The sequence below is a fragment of the Thiocapsa sp. C2-2m genome (assembly GCF_041903745.1).
GTDB lineage: Bacteria > Pseudomonadota > Gammaproteobacteria > Chromatiales > Chromatiaceae > Thiocapsa > Thiocapsa roseilacustris.
Map to the genome: position 1 here is coordinate 49259 of NZ_JBBWVD010000021.1, position 19193 is coordinate 68451.

Annotated in this window: 13 protein-coding genes; 11 read left to right on the forward strand and 2 right to left on the reverse strand. The window is 60.6% G+C overall.

The features are described 5' to 3' along the window. Positions 1-357 precede the first annotated feature (357 nt). Positions 358-4383: an ATP-dependent RNA helicase HrpA gene (hrpA, locus tag AADX97_RS16840; protein ID WP_374234813.1), complete on the reverse strand. Its 4026-nt coding sequence runs from the start codon at positions 4381-4383 to the stop codon at positions 358-360. Positions 4384-4575: 192 nt separating this feature from the next. After that, entirely contained in the window at positions 4576-4878 is a 303-nt protein-coding gene (locus tag AADX97_RS16845; RefSeq protein WP_374234812.1) for a nucleotidyltransferase family protein, read from the reverse strand. Between the two features lie 495 nt (positions 4879-5373). Between AADX97_RS16845 and AADX97_RS16850 the strand changes: the two genes are divergently transcribed. The 11 genes from AADX97_RS16850 (at position 5374) to AADX97_RS16900 (ending at position 19190) form a co-directional block, all read left to right on the forward strand. Then, entirely contained in the window at positions 5374-6153 is a 780-nt protein-coding gene (locus AADX97_RS16850; protein WP_374238787.1) for a BrxA family protein, read from the forward strand. Next, positions 6134-6733 (forward strand): BREX protein BrxB domain-containing protein, encoded by a 600-nt coding sequence (locus AADX97_RS16855; protein ID WP_374234810.1) that lies wholly within the window; start codon positions 6134-6136, stop codon positions 6731-6733. The genes AADX97_RS16850 and AADX97_RS16855 overlap by 20 nt, the downstream gene beginning before the upstream one ends. 17 nt (positions 6734-6750) lie before the next feature. Continuing rightward, positions 6751-10416, forward strand: a complete 3666-nt coding sequence (brxC, locus tag AADX97_RS16860) for a BREX system P-loop protein BrxC (RefSeq protein ID WP_374234809.1) — start codon at positions 6751-6753, stop codon at positions 10414-10416. A gap of 282 nt (positions 10417-10698) precedes the next feature. After that, positions 10699-11049 carry a hypothetical protein gene (locus tag AADX97_RS16865; RefSeq protein ID WP_374234808.1) on the forward strand — a complete coding sequence of 117 codons (351 nt, stop codon included), beginning with the start codon at positions 10699-10701 and terminating at the stop codon, positions 11047-11049. Then, on the forward strand, positions 11033-11236 hold the full coding sequence (locus AADX97_RS16870) for a hypothetical protein (RefSeq protein WP_374234807.1): 204 nt from the start codon (positions 11033-11035) through the stop codon (positions 11234-11236). The genes AADX97_RS16865 and AADX97_RS16870 overlap by 17 nt, the downstream gene beginning before the upstream one ends. Beyond that, complete coding sequence (locus tag AADX97_RS16875) at positions 11237-11515, forward strand: type II toxin-antitoxin system RelE/ParE family toxin (RefSeq protein WP_374234806.1); 279 nt, start codon at positions 11237-11239, stop codon at positions 11513-11515. 24 nt (positions 11516-11539) lie between these two features. Then, positions 11540-15679: a BREX-1 system adenine-specific DNA-methyltransferase PglX gene (gene pglX, locus AADX97_RS16880; protein ID WP_374234805.1), complete on the forward strand. Its 4140-nt coding sequence runs from the start codon at positions 11540-11542 to the stop codon at positions 15677-15679. Positions 15680-15689: 10 nt separating this feature from the next. Then, positions 15690-15950, forward strand: coding sequence for an antitoxin TumA (tumA, locus tag AADX97_RS16885; protein ID WP_374234804.1), 261 nt, complete (start codon positions 15690-15692; stop codon positions 15948-15950). A 38-nt stretch (positions 15951-15988) separates the two neighbouring features. Further along, positions 15989-16225: a DUF433 domain-containing protein gene (locus AADX97_RS16890; RefSeq protein ID WP_374234803.1), complete on the forward strand. Its 237-nt coding sequence runs from the start codon at positions 15989-15991 to the stop codon at positions 16223-16225. Beyond that, the gene (locus tag AADX97_RS16895) at positions 16222-16584 is read left to right on the forward strand and encodes a DUF5615 family PIN-like protein (RefSeq protein ID WP_374234802.1); all 363 of its coding nucleotides are present in this window, start codon (positions 16222-16224) and stop codon (positions 16582-16584) included. Before AADX97_RS16890 ends, AADX97_RS16895 begins: the two co-directional genes overlap by 4 nt. After that, entirely contained in the window at positions 16581-19190 is a 2610-nt protein-coding gene (locus AADX97_RS16900; RefSeq protein ID WP_374234801.1) for a PglZ domain-containing protein, read from the forward strand. Before AADX97_RS16895 ends, AADX97_RS16900 begins: the two co-directional genes overlap by 4 nt. Positions 19191-19193 lie beyond the last annotated feature (3 nt).

Here is a 19193-nt window from a genome sequence, read left to right on the forward strand (position 1 = left end):
CGCTGAGGGTGGTTTCAACGGCGACGTTGTCGCCGCGTCGCGCATGCCGTGCGATCTCGGCGAGCATCGTAGCGCCAACGTTTTTGATCCGGAGAGGTCCTGCATTCTTAAACCGCGCCAAGCGCGGTATGCGTAGTTTGTTTGGATTGGCTTGGCCGCGCCAGCTCCGACGATCGACGGAACCGGCGCGGCTTAAGATTCTGAAAAATATTAAATTTTAAACCGCGCCTCACCGAGATCGAGGACATCTCCGAAGCCAAACGCAACATGAAAATGACGCATGTCGCTCTGGACGCGGTTTAACCTCCAAGCAGCTTGAGCATGCGGGCCGACCCGCGCGCGTCCGGCTATCCTGCCCTACAACCCCAACTCCCGCCAACGCGCCTCGATGCGCTTGACCGACACCGGACCCGCGGTGCCGAGGGTCTGGGCGAAGAGCGAGACGCGCAGCTCTTCGAGCAGCCAACGGATCTCATCCAGGCGTGCGTCTTCGCGGCCGGCCTTGCGGGCAGCGGCGGTGCGCTCGCGCCAGCGGGTCAGCAGCTCGGCCATGAGGGTCATCTGATCGCGGTCGCGTCCGGGGGTGTGGGCGAGCTTGTCGAGACGCTGCTCGGCGGCCTTGAGATAGCGCGGGTACTGCTTGAGCCGGGCGAAGGGGATCTGTTGGAAGAAGCCCCGGAAGACCAGTGCGTCGAGCTGGTCGCGCAGGTCCTGCGTGGTCGGCTGCCAATTGACCTGGGTGATGGCGGCGAGACGTCGGCGCAGTGATTGGTAGGCGGTGAGGATCTCCGCGGCGAGCCGGGTGACCTCGGTGGCCGTCGGCTGGAGCCGGCCGTGGGATTCGGCGAGACGGGCCTCGAAGTCGGTCTGCGTTCGGATGGGCGGACGGTCGTCGAGGAAGGTCCGATCCAGAATGAGGGCCAGCAGCTCGTCGGAGAGGTCGGGTGGGCGGGGCTCGGATCCGCTCGGCGGGCGCGACGGCTGTCCGCTGGAGGTCGATGCGCCGGGGTGCTTGGTCTCGGGGGATTCCGGGGCGGGACGCCCCGGCTCCGTTGCGGGGGCCTTGGCGTAGAGCAGACGCAGCCGGTCCAGATCCTTGAGCGATTGGCGGATCGGGCGCAGGGTCGCGCCGAGCGTCAGGGTCAGAAGCCGGCGCAGGCCCGCACGGTGTGCGCGCGCGGCAGCCTCGGGCGCATCCAGAACCCGCACCGCCACGTTCTGGCCTTCGTCGACCAGGGCCGGGAAGCCGCGCATTCGGATCCCGCCGCGGGTGATCTCGACCTGCTCGGGGAGGTCGCCGAAGTCCCAGCGCGTGATGCCCTCGCGCTCCAGATCGGCATCAGGGATGCGGGCGAACCGCGCATGCCCGGCTTGGCCGAAACGCTGTTTGAGCCGTTGCGGATCCTCGTCGAGCGCAAGCGCCCTGCCCGCCTCGTCGACGAGTCGGACCTTCATCCGCAGATGCGCCGGGATGGCGTCACGGTCCCAGGCGTCTTCGGGGATGCGCAGGCCAAGCTCGGCCGCGATCCGCTCGGCGAGGACCTGTGTCAGCGGCCGATCGACCGGCGCCTTGGCCTCGGCGAGCGCTGCCTTGAGTCCGCCGGCCAAACGCGCAGCGGTGTCCGGCACCGGGACCAGCGCCGTACGCAACCCTTTCGGCAGACCGCGCAATAGGGCCGTGATGCGCGCCTCCAAGAGACCCGGCACCAGCCAATCCAGCCGCTCGGCGGTCACCTGATTGATGAGCGGCAAGGGCACGGTCAGGGTCAAGCCGTCGGCCGACTCGCCGGGCTCGAAGCGGTATTCGAGCGGCAGCGCGGTGGCGCCGACCTGGAGCCGATCGGGGAAATGGTCCGGCGTGATCCCCTCGGCCTCGTGCTGCATCAGATCGGCCGGGCGTAGATGCAGGAGCTTGGGATCCGCACGGGTCGCTTTGCGCAGCCACTGCTCGAGCTGAGGCGTGGAATAGATTCCCGCGGGGATACGTTGGTCGTAGAAGGCATAGAGCGCCTCCTCGTCGACCAGGATATCGCGGCGGCGCGATTTGGCTTCGAGGTGATGGATCGAGGCGATCAGCTCCTGGTTGTGACGCCAGAAGGGTGCGCGGGTGCTGAAGTCGCCTTCCACCAGTGCGAAGCGGATGAAGATCTCGCGCGACTCGGCCGGGTTGATGGGTCCGTAGTTGACGCGCCGCTTGGGCACCAGGGTGACGCCGAACAGGGTCACCTTCTCGTAGGCCGCAACCTGCCCGGTCTTCGCCTGCCAGTGCGGCTCGAAATAGCTGCGTTGCAGCAGATGCTGCCCCGCGGCTTCGATCCAGGCCGGCTGCACGCGCGCCACGATGCGCCCGTAGGCGCGTGTGGTCTCGACCCGCTCGGCCGCCAGGATCCATTTGGGCGACGTCTTGAAGAGTGCCGAGCTGGGATGGATGCGATAGCGGCTGTTGCGCGCGCCCATGTACTCGTGATTCGTATCGAGCGCGCCGATGTGGTTCAGCAGTCCCGTCAGCAACGCCCGGTGGATCTGCTCCTCGGTGCCGGCGGTCTGATTCTCCTTAAAGCCCATCTCCAGGATCTGCTCGCGCAGTTGGGTCTCGATGTCGCGCCATTCCTGCACCCGGTTGTAGGAGAGGAAGTGACGTTGACAGAGCTGGCGAAACTGGTTGCGTGAAAGCGCCTTGCGCTCCTTCTCCAGAAAGCGCCAAAGGTTGAGGAAGCTCAGGAAGTCCGAATCCGGATGGGCAAAGGTGGCATGGATCTGATCGGCGGCGGCGCGCTGCTCGTGCGGACGCTCGCGCGGATCCTGGACGCTCAACGCGGCGGCAATCACCAGCACCTCGGCCAGACACTGCTGCTCCGCGGCGGCGAGCAGGATGCGTCCGATCCGCGGGTCGACCGGCAGACGCGCAAGCCGGCGACCCAGCTCGGTCAGCTCGCCGCGGGCATCGAGCGCGGCCAGCTCCTCGAGTGTGCGCTCGCCGTCGGCGACCAGACGCGGGTCGGGCGGATCCAGGAAGGGAAAGTCGGCCACATCGCCGAAGCCGAGCAGCTTCATGCGCAGGATGACGGCGGCGAGGTTGGTGCGCTGGATCTCCGGCTCGGTGAAGGCCGCACGGGCGGCGAGGTTGTCCTCGCTGTAGAGCCGGATGCAGATGCCGGACGCGACCCGCCCGCAGCGTCCCTTGCGCTGATCGGCCGAGGCGCGCGAGATGCGCTCGACAGGCAGGCGTTGGAGCTGGCGGCGGTGGCTGTAGCGGCTGATCCGCGCGAAGCCCGGATCGATGACGTAATGGATGCCGGGTACGGTCAGCGAGGTCTCGGCGACATTGGTCGCCAGCACCACGCGGCGGGTGCCGTGCGACTGGAAGATCCGCGCCTGCTCCTGCGGTCCTTGGCGGGCGTAGAGCGGCAAGATCTCGGTGGCGGGCGGATGATGCTTACGCAGGGTCTCGGCGGTCTCGCGGATCTCGCGCTCGCCGGAGAGGAAGACCAGCACGTCGCCGCGTCCGACGCGCGCCAGCTCGCCGACCGCGTCCGAGATCGCCTGCTGCATCGTCTCGTCGCGCTCGCCGACCGATTCGTCCTCGGGCGGGCGATAGCGGACCTCGACCGGATAGGTCCGACCCGAGATCTCGAGGATGGGCGCCGGGCGGCCTTGCCCATCGGCGAAATGCGCGGCGAAGCGCTGCGGATCGATGGTCGCGGAGGTGACGATCAGCTTCAGGTCCGGTCGGCGCGGCAGCAGACCCTTCAGATAGCCGAGCAGGACATCGATGTTGAGGCTGCGCTCGTGGGCCTCGTCGATGATCAGGGTGTCGTACTCGTTGAGCAGCCGATCCTGCTGGATCTCGGCGAGCAGGATGCCGTCGGTCATCAACTTGATCGCGGTCTCCTGGCGCACCCGGTCATGAAAACGCACCTTGTCCCCGACCAGGGCGCCGGGCACCCCGCCCAGCTCCTGCGCGATGCGATTGGCGAGACTGCGCGCGGCGATCCGGCGTGGCTGAGTGTGGCCGATCCGCCCAAAAAGCCCGCGCCCCAGATCCAGACAGAGCTTAGGCAACTGGGTCGATTTGCCCGAGCCGGTCTCTCCGCAGAGCACGATGACCTGATGGGCGGCGATCTGCTCGGCGATCTCGGCGCGGCGCTCGCTGACCGGAAGCTCCGGCGGGTAGGGAATCAACGCCGGCACACCGGCTCGACGACGCTCGACAAGCGCCTGGGATTCGCGCAGCGTCTGCCCGACGGCAAGCAGACCGCGCTCGAACGGCTCGCCCGCACGCGCGCGACGGCGCAAGCCGCGCAGACGTTGGCGCAGCCGGTGGCGGTCCTGAATCAGGCAGGTGCCGAGGTCGTCGTCGGTGGGGAACTGGTGGTCGGTCAAGGATGCTTAAACCGCGCCCGATGCGATATGCGTCGTTTGTTGGATGGGATTGGCCGTCCCAGCTCCGTTAACTGTCGGAGCTGGCGCGGTTTAAGGTATTAAAAGCGCTTGATTTCAAACCGCGTCCCGACAAAGGCCGGAAAAATCCTTAATCACCGCAAGGTGCGCGTTCCGGGTCCAGCGCCCGGCCGGTCACGACCGAGCATCCAGCCGGACGGCGCCCGCTCGCGCGATGCGCTGAAAGGGTGTGGGCTCCGCATCGCGTGCCTGGGAGATGACATCGACCGGCAGCCCCAACCCATCCTCCAGTTCCACCTTGAGACGGGCGCGTTCGAGGAGCGTCAGGCCCTGCGGGGTCTCGATCAGCAGGTCGACATCGCCGCCTCTGGCCCGGTCGTCGAGCCGCGAGCCGAAGAGATAGACCACGGCATCCTCTCCCGAGAAGCGCGATGCCGTGCCGAGGATGGTGAGTACCTGATCGGATGTGAGTCGCATGGATGAGGTCGCTCGATAAACACGAATCCGGGCGAAGCTCGCGCGCCCGGCAGTCGACAGCCTAACGCCTAACCGAATCTTGCGCTATGGCGTCCGGGCACTCGTGCCCCGTCCGAGATGGGCTATTCTCCTGCGGGCTGGTCGAATCTGGCCGAATCTGGCCGGTCGCGCGAATCTCGCAGCCGATCAGCACAAAAGACCTGCGTGAGTCCTGTCGAAACCCTGACACATGCACTGCATCGGTTGTCGATCCAGGCCGCCTGGTTTCATACTGCTTACCCTTGTCGGTGGCCATCCCAGCCTCGCTCCGGCGGCAGTCCGAGGGACCGCGCCGGTTTCAGCCCCAGTCCGACCTCTGGATTCAAGGCGCCAGTCCCCGGCATCATCGGGGCGCGACAGATACCATCAGCGCAGGACTTTTTGTGAGAGACCATGAGTGTGCGAGGATCAGCTATCGATGACAGAGGCCCGCCACACAGAGCCGGCCGACGCGGCATGGTATCGAGCGTCCCGTACTCGTCAAGAATCATCAAGGCCGGGGCCTTGATCGCGGACACGAGGACACTCCTTGCACACTGGGATTTGACGGCGTCAATGGAAGCAAACATCGACCGCGCGCGGCGGGACAACGTCTTCGGAAAGGCGTCGCGCTCACGCGTGGAAGATATTCTGGCGATCTTCCGGCAGCGCTACCTCATGGACGATTCGATCACCAAAGCGCTTGTGACGCTGGTTCGCGGGCAGTTCCCCGCCGCCGCACTGGCGAAGATCCTGTATTTTCACACCGCCCGTGCGGACCCGTTGATTCATGATGCCGTAACCGAGATCCTGATCCCGATGCGCGAGCAGGGATTAGTGGACATCAATATGTCGAGTTTCCAACGGTCGTTGACCCGGTGGGTCGATCAAGGAAAGACGAGCGGACACTGGTCGGAGCCGACCATCGTGCGCATTTCGCAGGGTTTGGTGTCGGCCCTTCGGGACTTCGGTGTACTCCAAGGACGTGTCAACAAACGCATCGCCCCGGTGTTTCTCGCCCATGAGGCGTTCGCCTACATCGTCTTTTACCTGAAGCAGCACCAACCCTCGGGCGCCAAACTGCTTGAGCTTGCCGACTGGAAGCTCTTTTTTCTCACCAGAGACGACGTCGAGCGATTACTCTTTGAGGCCCATCAACGGGATCTCCTGGAGTATCACGTTGCCGGCAGTGTCAGCCGATTGACCTTTCCCGCGAGCACACTCGAGGAGTACGCGCATGTCCTCGCTCAAAGATAGCATCGCTCAGATCGAGAGCGATCTGAAGGCCGTGCCGCCCCGGATCAACGTCTATCATGATCTGCCTTTTGCGATCATGCGCTACGACACAGCCGAGGAATGGAATCTTCGTCGGGAGATCAAACTGCTCGCGACACGCCTGGAAGGGATGGGTAAAGCGGTTCACTTCGTCTCCATGTCGGATCTGCTCTGGTCTGCCCTGGATCTGGTGCGGAAAAAAGACGATGAAGAGGGCTTGGACGCCATCATCGCGCTGGAAAAATCCCGTGGCTATACCGAGGCCCAGCAACAATTGACCACCTATTTGTCCAGCAAGGTCTGGGTGCCCTTATGGGATCTGCTTGCCGCGCGACTCGCCTCCATCGACCCGGATGGCTCGATCGTCTTTCTGACGCGCGTGGCGGCGATGTCGCCGGGAATATTCCACATGTCGATGCTTCTGGATAAGATGCACGGCAAGACGATGGTCACGACGATCCTCTGTTATCCCGGTTCCATTGAAGGCACGACAGGTCTGCGTTTCATGGATTTGAAAGACCGAGACGCACTGGGCAACTACCGCGTCAAAATTTACGGCTGAAGCAAGGATCCGGACACATGACGAGCATTGGCGAGCTTCTGGTACGCGACCTCGCCCGCAAGATCGAAGAGATCGTGCAGGTCGATCAGACGGACGAGCAGTCGGTCTACGCGGAAATCACCGAATACGTCGCCACCGACAGTATTCGCGAGCAATATCACGATCTGCTGAAAGCAATCGCCGAAGCCCCGTCCGACCCGCACGAAAGCATCGGCATTTGGATATCTGGCTTCTTTGGCTCGGGAAAGAGCTTCTTTGCCAAGAATCTGGCCTATGCACTGGTCAACGCACCACTCTTCGGCGTCGGATTCTCGCAGCTGTTCAAGGAACAGCTTGCCGATCAGCGCGTCGGCGCATTACTCGACCTGATCAATACCCAGACACCTACGGGAGTCATTCTCTTTGAAGTTGCCAAAGAGGCGGATACGCGCAAGGTCACTCAGCGTATTGCCGAGCTGATGTACAGCGTGCTGTTGCGTGAGCTTGGTTATGCGGAAGACTTCGATATTGCAGAGCTCGAGATCGAGCTTGAAACCGAAGAGAAGCTCACGCTCTTCATGTCCACCTGCAAGACGCTATTCGACAAGGATTGGGAGATCGTCCGCGCCGGTGCGCAGAAGGTCTCCCGGGCCAGCGCCATTCTGCATGCGCTTGATCCAGCTACCTACCCGACGGCAGATTCCTGGTCGCATGCCCTGCGTCACCGGGACACTGCCATGTCCGTGAGCAAGGTTGTCGAGCGTACCTTCGAGCTCTGGGGACGGCGTCGACCGGGCATGGCACTGGTGTTCATTATTGATGAGGTCGGCCAGCACGTCGCGCGTAGCGGAGACAAGATCGAGGACTTACGGGCCACCATCGAAGAATTCGGAAAGGTCGGCAAGAATCTCGTCAAGGCCCGCAAGATCATCGCGCCCTGTTGGATTGTCGTCACGTCCCAGGAAAAGCTCGATGAAGTCGTCGCCGCCATCGACTCCAAGCGGGTCGAGTTAGCCAAGCTCCAGGATCGTTTCCACTATCGGGTGGATCTCGCGCCATCGGATATCCGCGAGGTCGCAACCAAGCGCGTCCTCGGGAAGAAACCCGAAGCGGATGCGCTATTGCGCAAGCACTTCTCGGAGAATGAAGGCGTCTTGAATTTGGCCTTGCGACTGGAACGCAGCGCGCGTCGGACGGACATCAATGCGGATGATTTCGTCCACTTTTACCCCTATCCACCGCACTATATCGACCTCTGTATCGGGATCATGTCGGGCATTCGCTTGCAGCCCGGCGCGCCACGGCACTATGGCGGCAGCAACCGCACCATCATCAAGCAAGCCTATGAGATGCTGGTGTCGGAACGCACCGCCTTCGCCAGAAAGCCCGTCGGCGCTTTGGTCACGATGGACAAGGTTTACGAATTGGTCGAAGGAAACCTGTCGAGCGAGAAGCGCACGGATGTCCATCAGATCGCGGAGCGATTCAAGGACGATGCCGAAGATCAAGGCTGGTCGCTGCGCGTGGCCAAGGCCATCTGCCTGCTCGAGTTCATTCGCGATCTACCGCGCACCGAGGCCAATCTTGCGGCGATGCTCGTCGACGCGGTTGGCAAGCAGGCCCCGATCAACGAGGTCCAGGCCGCAGTCAAGCGCTTGTGGACGGCCCAATTCATCCGCAACACCGAGGAAGGCTGGAAACTCCAAACCGCCCAGGAAAAAAACTGGGAAACCGAACGTCGCGCGCATCTGGAGCCAAAACCCCGCGAGCGAAACGAGCTGATTCGCACGGCGCTTCAGCAGATCTTCGATGAACCGGCGCTCAAGACCTTCCGCTACCAGAACCGCTCCTTCCGCGTCGGGATCAGCGTGGACGGCACGGGCATCGGCGACGACGGCGAGCTGCCATTGATGTTGTGCGTCGCCGAGGATGCCGGGGAGCTTGCCAAGCGCATCGAGGAGATGCGCACGGAAAGCCAACAGGCATCAAATGAGGCCGACCTCTACTGGTTGTTCTGCGTGACGCCCGAGATCGACGAGCTCGTCGGCCAACTCCACGCCTCGCGACGGATGGTCGACAAATACAACCAACTCAGCGCCCAGCAGAAAATCAGCCCCGACGAGGCAAGCTGCCTCCAGGACGAAAAGAACGCAAAGAATGTCTACGGCGGCCGCCTGCAAGACAAGCTGACCGAGGCCATGGCAGCCGGCACCGGCATGTTCCGTGGCGTGCAGAAGGACGCGTCCGGTCTGGGCAAGGGATTAAGCGACATCCTGAAGAAGCTCTTCGGTCAGGTCGTGCCCGATCTGTACCCCAAATTGCAGATGGGCTCGCGACCGCTCAAGGGCGACGAGGCCGAGCAGATCCTCAAGGCTGCCGATCTGAAGGCCCTCCCCAACGTCTTCTACAGCGGCGATCAGGGCCTCGGTCTGGTCGTCAAAGACGGCTCCAAGACCGTCGTGAACAGGCATGCCGATGTCGCCAAAGAGGTGTTGGACTATCTCAAGACGGAGCATGACTACGGCAACAAGGACAGCCGCATGGGCAAGGCTTTGGAAAAGCGTTTTGGCGGCACGCCCTATGGCTGGGAGCGCGACATGCTTCGCCTCATCCTCGCGGCGCTGTTCCGTGCGGGCGAGATCCAGGTCACCTACCAGGGCAACCTGTTCCACAACTACCAGGACCCGGCCGCTCGAACCCCCTTCACCAGCAATCCGGCCTTCCGGTCCTCGCTGTTCTCGCCTCGACTCTCGGTCGGCCTCAAGACACTCACGCAGGCAGTGCTGCAGCTCGAAGACCTGATCGGCGAAGAGGTGGATGTCGAGGAAGGCGCCATCGCCGCGGCGTTCAAGGCGGTTGCCGCGGATGAGCTGGAGAAGCTCTACCCGCTAAAGACCACTGTCGAGGCCAATCAACTTCCACTTCTCGACATGGTCCTCGAGTATCAGCAGACCCTGACGGGTATCCAATCATCCGCCTCCGACGACTGCGTGCGCATGCTCGCGGAGAACGGCGCCGACTTCCGGGAGACCAGGGATCAGGTGCGCAGGCTGCGCGAGTTCCTCGACGCCGCAGCCATCGAGCTGCTCCGACAGGCGAAACAGGCGACCGATCAAGTCTGGCAGCGCCTCGCCGCCCACAAGGCGTCGCCCGAGCTGAGCGAAACGGTGGCAGCACTCAAAGGCCACCTCGCCTCCGAGTCATTCATCGACGCGTGGCCCAGCATTGCGGCCGACACCAAGATGATCCTGGCAGCCTACCGCACGGCCTATATGGATCTCTTTGATCGCCGCAGGGAGGCCTACGAGTCCGCGATCGGGGACATCCAGAATCGATCCGAATGGGAGCCCCTGGAATCATCCAACCCCGGCATGGCTTCTTCTCTAATGGCGCCGCTGCAGGCCCGGGTTGGCACCGACGAGGAACGGACCAGCGTAGCGGAAGGCCGAGCGCTCGGCGCGGCCAGCTTGACCGAGATGGAATCCGATCTCGCCGCGGTCCAGGGGTTGAAGTCGTCCGTCCTGGTCAAGTTGCAGGAGATTTCGATCGGGAGCGAGACCCCTTCCCCGGTGCGCAAGATCCGAGTCTCGGCGTTTTTCAACAAGCCGATTCAAACCCAGACCGAGCTCGACAACGCCCTGACCCTGATTCGGGATTCGCTTCAGAAGTGCATCGACGAAGGCGCTATCATCATTCTGGAGTGAGTCATGCTCAGCCCGCGTCCAGTTTTTGAGGACAAGATTCGACCGGCGGACCTGTTCCTGAAGGTCTATCGGCTGCTTCTACTCCACGCAGACCGCGGACGGGACACTAGTTCTTTTGGCGGACATCCATCCCGTCGATCCGGCAACGTTTCTGCAAGTGCCCGGTTCGCCCTTCGCCGATTGGGTCAGCGAGCGCATCCGGCGACTGTCTCGGGAGTTGCCGCCGTTCGAGGGCGAGTGGCGGACGGTCGGGCAAGGGCTGGCGACCGCCGACGACTTTCGTTGCTCGAACGCCAGTATCCGCGCACCAAGAACGATCTCTATGCCGCCTTTGTCGAACGTGGCATCGGGGTGCTCGGCGCGGACGGAATGATCGGCGCCAACACCTCGCGCACCGGGTTTTTACTCCTCGCTCCAGAAATGGCGGGAGGAATTATTGCTCAAGCAGGCGAAGCCAACCGTCTTTGCTGCTCTCGGTTACGGAGTGCTGGACACGGCGATGGTCGAAACGGCAGCCTACTGCCTGATGAAAGCCGAAGCGTGACGGTGCATCACACTTCAGTCCTGCTCGCTGACCAAAGAGCATCAGTCCACGATGATCCAGGGAGTTTACACCATGAACGTACATGCTGAATATATCTTAGATGAGAATCTGAATAAGAAGGCGGTGATCATTCCTTATTCTGAATGGAAAGGAATCGTTGAAGACATGGAAGAGCTAGATGACATTCGGGCTTATGATTCGGCTCAGCATATTGCTGAAGATGAAGTGATGGATTTTGATCAAGCGGTTGAGGAGATCAAGACAGGAAATAGCTGAGTGAGCTACTCCATACGAATCAAGAAATCAGCGCAGAAATCCTTGGCAAGAATTTCTCGGCCGTACCAGGAAAGAATCATAGGAGCAATACGTGATTTAGGGACTGATCCGAGGCCGCCAGGTGTTAAGAAGTTATCTGGAAGAGAAGCGTGGCGCATCAGGGTAGCCGATTATCGAATCATTTATGAGATCCAAGACACCGAGTTGGTTGTTGTCGTCGTCCTTGTGGGACATCGTGGCGAAATCTATCAGTCAAAGAGTTGTAGGGGAATTCAATGACGTATCCGGAGGAGACAGACTGACATGGATCAAGCCATTCGCACTAAGCTCAGAACAGTCGTCACCCAATGTCGCAAGCTGCTCGAAGACGCGATTTCACAGGAGCTTGAAGGGAAGTACGGGATCTTTGCGAAAAAGGATCAGGTCACTGCCGATCCGCATGCCGCAACGCCGCACCTGAACGAGGAGGAGCAGGCCGCCCGGAGGGACATCCTTGACCACTTCGGACACATCAAGGCAGGCGCCTTCAAGCCGAAGGACGCGCTGGACCAGTTGATTCGCGAGATCGCCTTCACCCATCTCAACCGGCTCTGCGCCTATAAGATGATGGAGGCTCGGGAGGTCTATGTCGGTGGACAGAAGTTCCGGGAAGCGGTCAGCCGGGGGGTCAACTCCAACGGAGTGAAGTTCTATCTTGCCGAACACCCGGATGACGAGCGGCTCTTCAACAGCGGGCATCAGGATCTGGCCTACCGCCACTTTCTGGACTGGCTCGGCGGGCTGCTTTCCGACGAGATCGGCGTGCTGTTCAGTCCAAACGACCCAGCCAACCGCCTGCATCCTCGCCAGAAGACGCTCGACGAGGTGCTCGCTCTTCTCAATCACGGCGGGATCAAACCGGATGAGGCCGAGCTGCGCGAGGCATGGTCGCAGATCTGGTCGCAGGACGAGACGATCGGCTGGGTGTACCAATACTTCACGCCGAAGGAGCTCCGGGAAAAGGCGCGCAAGGAGAGCCAGGCACCCCGAAATTCCTATGAGCTGGCATTTCGTAACCAGTTATTCACACCCCGCTACGTGGTCGAATTCCTGACCGATAACACTCTGGGCCGCATCTGGTACGAGATGCGCCGGGGAGAGACCCGGCTCAAGGACCAGTGCCGCTACCTGGTCCGTCGCCCGACCGAGATTTTCCTGAATGAAGGCGAACAGCCTCCGAAAGACGCTGCCGAGGGACGGGATGACCTCTCACAGGCGGACTTGCTCCAACTCCCGGTCCAGATCCCTCACCGCCCGAAGAAAGACCCGCGGGAGCTGAGGATTCTCGACCCGGCGTGCGGGAGCGGGCACTTCCTGCTGTACTGTTTTGACCTGCTGCTGACGATCTACGAGGAAGCCTATTCCGACCCTGACCTCGGCCCTGCGCTTCAGAGGGATTACCCGACGCTGGACGACCTGCGGCGGGATGTTCCTCGGTTGATCCTCGCCAACAATCTGCACGGCATCGACATCGATCTGCGGGCCAGTCAGATCGCCGCGCTCGCGCTCTGGCTGCGCTGCCAGCGCGCCTACCAGGACATGGGACTGAAGCAGGACCGGCCCAGGATCACCCGCTCGAACGTCGTCTGTGCCGAACCGATGCCTGGTGAGACGCAGATGCTCAAGGAATTCGTCGATCAGCTCGAACCGCGGGTGCTTGGTCAGGTCGTCGAAGTCGTTTTCGACAAGATGAAGCTCGCCGGTGAGGCCGGTTCGTTGCTCAAGATCGAGGAGGAGATTCGGGATACTTTGGCCGCCGCTCGGAAACAATGGGATCGTGAGACGGCCCCGGCCACGGATCGCCGAGGTCAACCGCTGTTGTTCGCCCAAGCGGAGCTGGATCGGCTGGATGGAGGACCGGTACAGGGATCGCTATTCGATGTGTCTGATATTACGGACGCACAGTTTTTCGAGCAGGCCGAATTCAAAGTGATCGACGCACTGCGTCGGTATGCTGAAGGGGCTCAGAACGGGCAGCGGTTGCAGCGACGGCTTTTTGCCGAGGATGCGGTACGGGGATTCGCTTTTGTTGATCTGTGCCAAAAGCGGTATGACGTTGTGCTCATGAATCCACCTTTTGGTGCTTTTTCGAAACATTATAAGCAGCTGGCGGAAGAGATATATCCTAACTCACACAACGACCTGCTTTGCGCGTTCACCGAGCGATATTTAGAAAAATTAGAACCCAATGGGTATTTGGGAGCCATCACGAGTAGAACTCCATTCTTTATCAGCAGCGCATCAACCTGGCGCAATTCATTTCTGCTCGCCCGTTCTTGTGTTGCCGGAATGACGGATCTTGGTTCTGGGGTGATGGACGAGGCAATGGTTGAATCCTGCGCTTTCATACTAAGTGATGCGCCAATCTCTTCAGAGATACCTTTTTTTCGAATGTTAGGCGTTTCTGGGCGCAGTAAGTCACTGCTATGTGAAATTTCAGCAATGATGACCGGAGCACTTAGTCCGAAGACCTTTCTTCGCAAAGTGTCTTCTTTCACCAAGGTGCCGGATAGTCCATTTGTTTATTGGGTGACAAGTCAGTTGACATCGGCACTTTGTGAGCTTCATCCGTTTGAACCATCTATTGCTCAGATTCGTGTCGGGCTTACGACTCTCGACAATCCGAGGTTCGTCCGTACTTTATGGGAAGTCTCGCCGCGTCATCTTGGTGTCGATGGGAATTTTTCGCAAGAATCTTCAAACACATGGGCGCCGCTCGTTATCGGAGGTAAGTCACAGCCATGGTTTTCCCCGATACAAGTTTGTGTATTATGGGGGAACAACGGAAGTGTCCTGCGGGAGTATATTCGGACAAGAGGGTCTGAAAGCAGATGGATTAGAAGTCCGGATTTTTATTTCCGTCCCGGTTTCAGTTGGACTCGGCGAGCTGTTCGCTTTATTCCTTACGCTATTCCAAGGGGGTGCATTCCTACCGCCAGTCGATACATGGCATACCCCAAGCAAGGATTCGAGGTATCAGCGATTGGAGTGTCTGCTTCAAACGTGGCATCTGCATTCCTTCGTTTCTATGGGGAGAAATTCGAGTTCCCAAATTTCTTAGTTGACAATGTAAAGTCATTGCCATGGCCAAATCTTGCCCCATCAACTCAAGAACGGATCAAGGTGGTTGTTGAAGAAGAGGCCGAAAGGCGTCGGCGCGCTTACCGAAATCATGAGCCATTTCAGGACTTCGTGATGCCTTCCTTGATTAAGGAATACTCCGATCGCGGAGCGCTTACATGCGATCTGTCGTCTTTTCTTAGCCATGACCTTGAGTTGGAAATTGCATCGGCTTACGGGTTAACAGTCGATGACTACTCGGCAGCAATCAAGGATCTCCGCGAAGCGATTGACGCAAACGCCATCTCAGCTTCCGAACTTAAAGAGGACGATGAAGATGAAAATGGTGGGCAACTAGATGTCTCTGATGACATTTTGGTTGAAACAAATGCGTCCCGCCATGAGGCTTTATTATCCTATTGCATCGGAGTTACCTTTGGACGTTGGGACGTGCGGATGGCAGCGGACACCTCGCTTGTTCCCGCTCTTTCTGGTCCCTTTGATTGCCTTCCGCGTTGTCCGCCTGGAACATTGGTCGGCGTGGATTTTCTCCCCGCATCTAGCCGCGGTATCGTCTCGAAGGAATGGTTAGCCAGTCGCGCACGCGCGGAATTTTTACCAGATTCCATCTCTGAGCATGCGGTTATCGACGATGACGAGTATCCGATCAGCATCGCTTGGGAAGGCATTCTGGTCGATGATCCAAGTCATCGATACGATCATGTTCTCAGTTTGCGCGAAGTGTTCGAGGTCATTTGGGAAGGCCAAGGCGCGCAGATCGAGAAGGACACTTGCGAAATCCTCGGCATCAAGGATCTACGCGATTACTTTCGCAAACCCGGCAAAAGCGGCTTCTGGGACGATCACATCGCCCGCTACTCCAAGAGCCGCCGCAAGGCCCCGATCTACTGGCTGCTCCAGTCCTCAAAGAAAAACTACGCCATTTGGCTCTACTACCACCGCCTCGACAAAGACATCCTCTCTAAGGCGCTGGTGAACTACGTCGAGCCGAAGATCCGCCTGGAAACCACTCGTCTCGAAACCCTTCTCAGCGACAAGGCCGCCGCCGGCGAATCGAGCAAGGACGCCAAGCGACTCGCCAAGGACGCCGAACGGCAGGACGACTTTCTGTCCGAACTGCGGGACTTCGAGGACAAGCTGCGTCGTGCGGCCAACCTGCATCTGGAACCCGATCTCAACGATGGCGTGGTGCTGAACATCGCCCCGCTGCATGAACTCGTCCCCTGGAAAGAAGCCAAAAAATACTGGGGCGAGCTCCTCGCCGGGAAATACGAGTGGTCCTCCATCGGAAAGCAGTTGCGCGAGAAGGGACTGGTGGGCTGATCGAACGCACATGGCAACATCTGAAATCGAGGTCGATGAGATGCGCAAAGAGACAATAACGTTTGAATCACCGCTGGAAGCCCTGGTGGCTGTCGAAAAACGCCTGAGCCGATGCGAAACGGAAGCGGGCATGGATTCGGCGGACTTCTTTGCTCGCTACGAAAAAGGCGAATCCGATGATGACGCTCGGTCGGTCGATTGGGCGAACGATTACCGCCATTTTTTGGCGTTACACCATTATCTCGAAGAGCGCTTGCATGAAGCTGCATGATCGACTGGCGGACTATTTGCGATGTGGAGTGTAGCCCCATGAACTGGCAAGACCATATCAGCGTTGATCCCGATATCTGCCATGGTCAGGTGTGCATCAAAGGCACCCGGATTATGGTCTCGGTGATTCTCGACAATCTGGCATCGGGTGAAGCAGCCGAGCGGATCCTCAAGAGCTACCCCTCGCTTCGCGAAGACGACATTCGAGCGGCACTGGGCTATGCATCGGAGATGGTGCGCGAGCGCGTCGTGAGGCTGCCCGAGAGCGCCGCATGAGGTTCAAGACCGACGAGAATCTGCCCATCGAAGTCGCCGAGCTGCTGCGTCGGCACGGGCACGACGCCTTGAGCGTCATCGACCAGCAGTTGGCGGGTCACCCCGATCCTGATGTGGCCCGGGTGTGTCATGCCGAGAAGAGGGCGCTCGTGACCCTGGACCTGGATTTTGCCGATATGCGGGCCTACCCGCCGAGTCTTTATTCGGGACTCGTCGTCTTGCGTCCCGGCATCCAGGCCATCCCGGTGATCCTGCGATTGGTGGAGCAGATGATTCAGTTGCTTGCGTCCGAGCCCTTGGACGGGCATTTGTGGATCGTCGAGGAGCAACGCGTCCGGATCAGGGGCACCATTCAATGAAGGAACCCGTTCTGAGTGGTCCCGTGACCAAGCATCTGGCGCAGCTCATCGCCAAGCAGGTCGAGGACAAGGGCCTGGTCGTCTGGTACGACCCCGAGCGCGCCTATGCTGCGGCGGCGGCTGAGCTGGGTTTGCCGGACACGACCTTCGCTCGGTACGACGGCAGTTTTATCGCGCTGCGTAAAGCCATCGACGATCGACTTAACGACACGCATCCGCCCCGTCTGGTGGTCTATGTGCCCATGGATCGAACCGAGACCCACAGCGCTTTGATCGAGCTCGATTGTGCCGGCGTCGTCATGCAGCCCCGACAGCAGCCCCCGGCTTGCAATACCCGCCTGTCGGTCGTGGCCCGCAATGCACTCAAGCCGATCCTGGGCGAGGAGCAGGTCGGTGAGATCGAGCGGCAGGTCGAGTCGGGCAAGCTGTCGTTGGCCGACCTGAACGCGCTGGCCGAGCAGGGCATCGACATCTCCACCGGAGTCCTGAAGCTCATCTTCGGCTCGGCCAATCCGCAGGATGTCGCCCTGGCGTTCCTGCACACCGACCGGCACGATAACGAGGTCGACAAGAAGTCGGCGCAAAAAGAGCTGCGTCACCTGCTGCATCTGGGCTTCGACATCGCGCTTCCCGCCGCCGAGCCCCTCTCGAATCTCCGCGTCAGGTTCGCTCGACACCTGTTGCTCACCGACCTGTTCGCCGCGCTCAAGACGCAGATCCCGGATGCGCTCGCCTCCGTGTCCGTCGCCGAGAGTCCGGGGGGCATCGATGCCTGTGTGCGTTTGGCGCACACCTGGCGAAACAGCCGAGAACATCGCGACAGCTACGTGGACCTGGCCAATCGGGTCGAGGAGGAGCTTGGGCTTGGCCAGATGGTTTGGCCACCCGAGCTGCTCGAAAGAAACGAAACCTTCCTGTGCGTGGAGCGGACACTACTCGCGCAGGTCGAATCCGGGCTGTTCAAGACCGCGAGCCCGGTATGGCGTGCGCTCGCCACGTCTCGACTCTCGTGTTTCTGGGCCGACGTGGTTCCGGCGATCCAGGCGCGGTGGGCACTCGTTGCCTCTGCAGCGGACGTCTTGCTCGCCGCGGACCGGGTCGCCGGCGCGCTCAAGACCGCGCCGGACGGAGTTGCGAATTTGGTCAAAGCCTATACCGAGGGCGATGACCCCTGGTGCTTGCTCGACACGCATCATCGCCACTTGGAAAGTCGCAAATACAACTTCGAGTTCGCCGTATCGGGCGATCACCAAGGTCTGGAAAAGCTCATCATCAGGGCAGAGCAGCGTTACACCGCCGTCGGCTCGGAGTTGGCAAGGCAGTTCATCAGCCAGTTTCATAAGGCCCAGCATCCCATCAAAGGTGTGCTGAGACAGCGCGACTGCTTCGAGACACAGGTCAAACCGCATCTGGGTACCGGCAAGCTGGCCTACCTGTGGGTCGATGCCCTGCGATTCGAGATGGCTCGGGAGTTGGCCCGACTTCTGACGGACGACTTCGAGCTCGAGCTGCGGCCCGCCATCGGCACGCTGCCCACGATCACCGAGACCGGCATGGCGGCACTGCTGCCCAAGGCGCACGAATCGGCCAAGGTCGTGAGCGTGGGAGGCGGGAAACTGGCGCTTGAGATTGCGGGCACCGTTATCAAGAACCGCAAGGACCGGGTCGCCTTCCTGAAGGAACACGCCTGCGTGTCGGTCTTCGATGCGAAGTTGGACGATTTACTGCCCAAGCCGAGCAAGAAGATCAAGGAGGGCATCCAAAACGCCCACTTGATCCTGATCACCTCGCAGGAGATCGATGACTTGGGCGAAGCAGACAACATGACGCAAGCGCGGCTGCAAATCGACGGCATCTTGAGCCATTTGCGACGCGGTGTGCGGGTCCTGGCCGACCACGGCATCGAGACCATCGTGATGGCCGCCGATCACGGGCATCTCTTTGCCGACGAGATCGGGGACGACATGAAGATCGAGTCGCCCGGAGGCAATATCCATGACCTGCATCGCCGGGTCTGGGTGGGCATCGGGGGCACCTCCGAGCCCTCGTATCTGCGCACCTCGCTGACCTCGCTGGGCGTGGAGAGCGAATTCGACATCGCGATCCCCTGGACCTTCGCCGTCTTCAAAGCGAAAGGCGGCGGGCGCGCCTATTTCCATGGCGGCCTCTCGCCCCAGGAGGTCATCGTGCCGGTGGCCGTGATGAAACCAAGGGCGAAGGCGGCGGCATCCAGCACCGGGATGGACTGGACCTTGACGCCCGGCACCACGAAGTTGACGACCCGCTTTTTCTCGGTCCAGATCACCGGGGCGCAGGGGCAGGCGAGCCTGTTCGGATTCGAGCCGCCGAAGGTGCGGATCGAGCTGCGCGCCAATAAGAAGTGCGTGTCGCTTGCGGTGAGCGCCTCCTATGGGTTCCAGGACGCGACCGGCGAGGTGACGCTGAAGGTTGCCGACAACGACACGAAGCAAACCGAGCCCAATACCGTCACCCTGATGCTGACCGAAGAGATTGCTCAGAAAACGGTGAGTCTCTACCTGCTCGACGCCATCACCGGGGCTGAGCTGACGCCTCCCATGACGATTGATGTCGCGATCTCGATATGAGGA

Excerpts from the sequence above, each read along its gene's own strand:
- tumA (WP_374234804.1), top strand. The coding sequence starts at position 15,690 with ATGGCAACATCTGAAATCGAGGTCGATGAGATGCGCAAAGAGACAATA.
- brxC (WP_374234809.1), top strand. The coding sequence starts at position 6,751 with ATGACGAGCATTGGCGAGCTTCTGGTACGCGACCTCGCCCGCAAGATC.
- AADX97_RS16845 (WP_374234812.1), bottom strand. The coding sequence starts at position 4,878 with ATGCGACTCACATCCGATCAGGTACTCACCATCCTCGGCACGGCATCG.
- AADX97_RS16900 (WP_374234801.1), top strand. The coding sequence starts at position 16,581 with ATGAAGGAACCCGTTCTGAGTGGTCCCGTGACCAAGCATCTGGCGCAG.
- AADX97_RS16890 (WP_374234803.1), top strand. The coding sequence starts at position 15,989 with ATGAACTGGCAAGACCATATCAGCGTTGATCCCGATATCTGCCATGGT.
- AADX97_RS16870 (WP_374234807.1), top strand. The coding sequence starts at position 11,033 with ATGAACGTACATGCTGAATATATCTTAGATGAGAATCTGAATAAGAAG.
- AADX97_RS16895 (WP_374234802.1), top strand. The coding sequence starts at position 16,222 with ATGAGGTTCAAGACCGACGAGAATCTGCCCATCGAAGTCGCCGAGCTG.
- AADX97_RS16850 (WP_374238787.1), top strand. The coding sequence starts at position 5,374 with ATGGTATCGAGCGTCCCGTACTCGTCAAGAATCATCAAGGCCGGGGCC.
- pglX (WP_374234805.1), top strand. The coding sequence starts at position 11,540 with ATGGATCAAGCCATTCGCACTAAGCTCAGAACAGTCGTCACCCAATGT.
- AADX97_RS16855 (WP_374234810.1), top strand. The coding sequence starts at position 6,134 with ATGTCCTCGCTCAAAGATAGCATCGCTCAGATCGAGAGCGATCTGAAG.